Source organism: Actinomyces succiniciruminis (assembly GCF_900002405.1).
Taxonomy (GTDB): Bacteria; Actinomycetota; Actinomycetes; order Actinomycetales; family Actinomycetaceae; genus Actinomyces; species Actinomyces succiniciruminis.
This window is the reverse complement of record NZ_LK995531.1, coordinates 1-4601: the sequence shown is the minus strand read 5'-3', so window position 1 is coordinate 4601 and position 4601 is coordinate 1. Positions and strand designations below refer to the sequence as shown.

Sequence of the window (4601 nt, the reverse complement as noted above, 5' to 3'; positions counted from 1 at the left end):
CCCGCCGCAGCGAGCGCGACCGCAAGGAGCGGCGCCGCGGCGGCGCGGTGCTGAACCCGATCACCGAGTTCCTGACCACCTCCGTGCCCTTCCACACGCCGCTGCTGGCCGCCGCCGTCGACGACGTGGTGGCCTGGGCGGGCCGCGCCGGATTGGACACCGACCTGGCTCACGACCTGGCCGTGGCCGTACTGATCGACCCGGTGGACTGGCCGGCCATCGTCACGGCCGCCCTGGGCGCGGGGGAGCGCAAGCTGATCCTCGACGTCGGCCCGGGCACGGTCCTGTCCCGCCTGACCGAACCGGTGGTGGCTGGTACCGGCACCACCGTGGTGCCCGCCGGCACCGCCCGCCACATCGACGACCTGGACCGGCCCGGCACCGCCCCGGCCGCCACCGTGGACCGGGCGCGCTTCGCGCCGCGCCTGACCCGGCTGCCCGACGGCCGCATCACCGTGGACACCGCCTTCACCCGCCTGACCGGCCGTTCCGCGATCCTGCTGGCGGGCATGACCCCCACCACCGTGGACCCGGAGATCGTGGCGGCCGCCGCGAACGCCGGCTACTGGGCGGAACTGGCCGGTGGCGGCCAGACCACCGCGAAGGTGCTGGCCGACAACCTGGCCGGCCTGGAGCAGGCGCTGGAGCCGGGCCGCACCGCCGCCTTCAACGCCATGTTCATGGACCGCTACCTGTGGAACCTGCAACTGGGCACGCAGCGACTGCTGTCCAAGGCGCGGGCCGCGGGCACTCCCGTGGACGGCGTTATCATCTCCGCCGGCATCCCCGAACTGGACGAGGCCATCACCCTGATCCACCGCCTGCGCGCGGAGGGCTTCCCCTACGTGGCCTTCAAGCCGGGAACGGTGGATCAGATCCGCCAGGTCATCGCCATCGCCAAGGCGGTCCCGGACGTGCCGCTCATCATGCAGATCGAGGACGGTCACGCCGGCGGCCACCACTCGTGGGAGGACCTGGACACGATGCTCCTGGCCACCTACGACGCCATCCGCGCGGTGGACAACATCGTGCTGTGCGTGGGCGGTGGCATCGGCGCCCCGGAGCGGGCCGCCGACTACATCACCGGTCGGTGGGCACTGGCCTACGGCACCGCGGCCGCCCCGGTGGACGGCGTCAGCGTCGGCACCGCGGCCATGACCGCCCTGGAGGCCAAGACCAACGAGGACGTCAAGCAGCTGCTGGTGGACACTCCCGGAATCGACCCCGCCCACGAGGGCGGCTGGGTCGCCTCCGGGGCCTCCGCCGGGGGCATGACCTCGGGCCTGTCCCACCTGCGCGCCGACCTGTACGAGATCGACAACTCCTCGGCCCGCGCCTCCCGGCTCATCCAGGAGATCGCCGGTAACGAGGCCGCCATGACGGCGCGCCGCGACGAGGTGATCGCCGCCCTGGCCAAGACCGCCAAGCCCTACTTCGGCGACGTCGAGTCGATGAGCTACCTGGAGTGGGCCGCCCGCTACGCCGAGCTGTGCGTGGCGCCGCATGACGGGCGCGCCGCGGGCCGTGACGACTGGGCCGACGAGGGCTGGTACGACCGGTTCCTGGATCTGCTGCACCGGGTGGAGGCGCGCCTGAACCGCGCCGACCACGGTGAGATCCCCACCCTGTTCGCCGGTGAGGACGATGTCCTGGACGCCGACGCCGCCCTGGCCACGCTGGCCGAGCGCTACCCGGAGGCCGCCACCACCCAGGTGGAGCCCGCGGATGCGGCCTGGTTCGTGGACCTGTGCCGCAAGCACCCCAAGCCGGTGCCCTTCGTGCCCGTGCTCGACGCCGACATCCTGCGCTGGTGGGGCACCGACTCCCTGTGGCAGTCGCAGGACCCCCGCTACACCGCCGACCAGGTGCGCATCATCCCCGGCCCGGTGTCCGTGGCCGGCATCACCACCATCAACGAGCCGATCGGTCACCTGCTGGGCCGCTTCGAGACTGCCGTGATTGAGGCGCTGCAGTCCGCCGGTGAGCAGCCCACCCCGGCGGCCGGCCGCCTCGGTGTCGGCTGCGGCGCCGGGGCCCGCCCGGTGGCCGACGCCACCGAGTTGGTGCGGGTCACCCCGCACGTGCTGTGGAACGGTCACCTGACCGTCAACCCGGCCCGCGTGCTGGACGACGACGCCTACCAGGTGGTGGCCCGTCCCGACGTCGCCGAGGACGCCTACGACCTGGACATCGCCCTGGACACCCACTGGGACCACACCCCCGGCGGGGAGGGCATCCACGCGGTGCGGCGCCTGGTGGTGCCGCTGCGACTGGCCCGCGCCTGGGACGGGGCCGCTCCCTTCGTCGACCCGGGCCGTATCAGCGACACCATGAACGCGCTGCTGCGCGACACCGCCGGCGTCGGCGCCGTGTCCATCACCGGTGACGAGGTTGACCACCTGCCCGAGGTGGTGCCCGCCGTCCCGGACGCCAAGGACGCCCTGGGCCGCCCGGCCCACCAGCCCTTCGGCACCGTGCACGCCCGCTTCACCCTGGGTGCGGGCCTGGGCGCGGACCACGCCGCCGTCACCGCCGACGCCCTGCCCACCTCGCTGGCGGCCGCGCCGCTGGTACCGGACGCCCTGCTCGGCCCCTGCTGGCCGGTGGTCTACGCCGCCCTGGGCAGCGTCGTCGAGGACGGCATGCCGCTGATCGAGGGGCTACTGGGCGCGGTGCACCTGGACCACACCATCGACCTGCGCCGCCCGCTGGCGGAACTGGCCCGCGAGGCCGGCCCCGACCGGGTCATTCAGGCCGACGGCTGGGTGGCCGGGCTGGAGGAGTCCAGCGCGGGCCGCGTGGTGGATGTGCGCCTGCAACTGACGGACGCCGCCGACGGCAGCGTGGTTGCGCTCATGCGTGAGCGCTTCGCCATCCGCGGCCGCGCCTCCGGCACCGCCGTGCCCTCCGCGCCCGAGCAGGCCGGCGGCACCGGCCGCGAGACCGCTCCGGCGGCCCGCCGCCTGCTGCGCCGCATCACCGTGACGGCCCCGACCGACATGACGGCCTTCGCCCGCGTCACCGGCGACTTCAACCCCATCCACACCAGCTACCACGCCGCGAAGGTCGCCGGCATGGACGCCCCGCTGGTGCACGGCATGTGGCTGTCGGCCACCGCCCAGCAGGCGGCCGCCGCCACCGCCACCGACGGCACCCACCACGTACTGGCCGGCTGGACCTACACCATGCTCGGCCCCGTGGAGCTCGGCGACCGGGTACAGATCAGTGTGGAGCGCACCGGCCTGGTGGTCGGCGGCGGCCTGGTCCTGGAGGTCACCTGCCGCATTGGCGACGAGGTCGTCTCCCGGGGCACCGCCGTCACCGAGCCGGAGCCGACCGCCTACGTCTACCCCGGCCAGGGCATTCAGGCCCGCGGCATGGGCCTGGACGAGATGCGCATCTCCAAGGCGGCCCGCGAGGTGTGGGAGCGCGCCGACGCCCACACCCGCGCGGAGCTGGGCTTCTCCGTGATCTCCCTGGTGCGGGACAACCCCACCGAGATGACCGCCCGGGGCGTGACCTACCGGCACCCCGATGGGCTGCTCAACCTCACCCAGTTCACGCAGGTGGCGCTGGCCACCGTCGCCATGGCCACCACCGCCCGCATGGCGGAGGCCGGCGCCCTGGTGGAGTCCGCCGCCTTCGCCGGCCACTCCCTGGGCGAGTACACCGCGCTGAGCGCCTACGGTCGCGTCATGTCGGTGGAGACCACCATCTCCATCGTCTTCCAGCGCGGCTCCACCATGCACTCCCTGGTGCCGCGTGATGAGTCCGGTGCCTCCAACTACCGGATGGGGGCCCTGCGCCCCAACCAGGCGGGTATTGGCGCCGACGCCGTGGAGGACTACGTGCGCTCGGTGTCCGAGGCCTCCGGGGAGTTCCTGCAGATCGTCAACTACAACCTGGCGGGCGTGCAGTACGCCGTCGCCGGCACCATCAAGGGCCTGGAGGCGCTGGCCGCCGACGCCCGCGCCAAGGCGGCCGCCCGGGGCGGTAAGAACCCGTTCATGTACGTGCCCGGCATCGACGTGCCCTTCCACTCCGAGGTGCTGCGCCCGGGCGTGCCCGAGTTCCGGGAGCGGCTGCTGACGCTGATCCCCACGGACCTGGATGTGGACCGTCTGGTGGGCCGCTACGTGCCCAACCTGGTGGCCCGTCCCTTCGCGCTGTCCCGCGACTTCGCCCGTGCCATCCTGGACGTGGTCCCCTCCGAGCCGGTCCGCCAGATTCTGGACGACTGGGAGCAGTGGGCCGCCCGGCCGGTCGAGCTCGGCCGCCAGCTGCTGGTGGAGCTGCTGGCCTGGCAGTTCGCCTCCCCGGTCCGCTGGATCGAGACGCAGGACGTGCTGCTGAGCGCCCCGGAACAGGGCGGCCTGGGCGTGGAGCATGTCGTCGAGGTCGGCCTGGCCGCCTCCCCGACGCTGGCCAACCTCGCCTCCCGCACGCTGGCGCTGCCGCAGCACGCCGGCCGCCACGTGGTGGTGCACAACGCCCGCCGCGACGAGGCGCGCGTACTGGCCACCGACACCGACCCGGCCGCGGGCCTGGAGGAGGAGAGCTTCGAGCTGCCCGACGCGGCCGAGGACGCCGCGCCGGCCTCC

At 73.6% G+C, this 4601-nt stretch carries 1 protein-coding gene; it reads left to right on the top strand.

The features are described from left to right. A partial coding sequence (locus BN1056_RS11390; RefSeq protein ID WP_244671682.1) for a fatty acid synthase subunit beta domain-containing protein occupies positions 1 to 4601 on the top strand: 4601 nt, incomplete at both ends.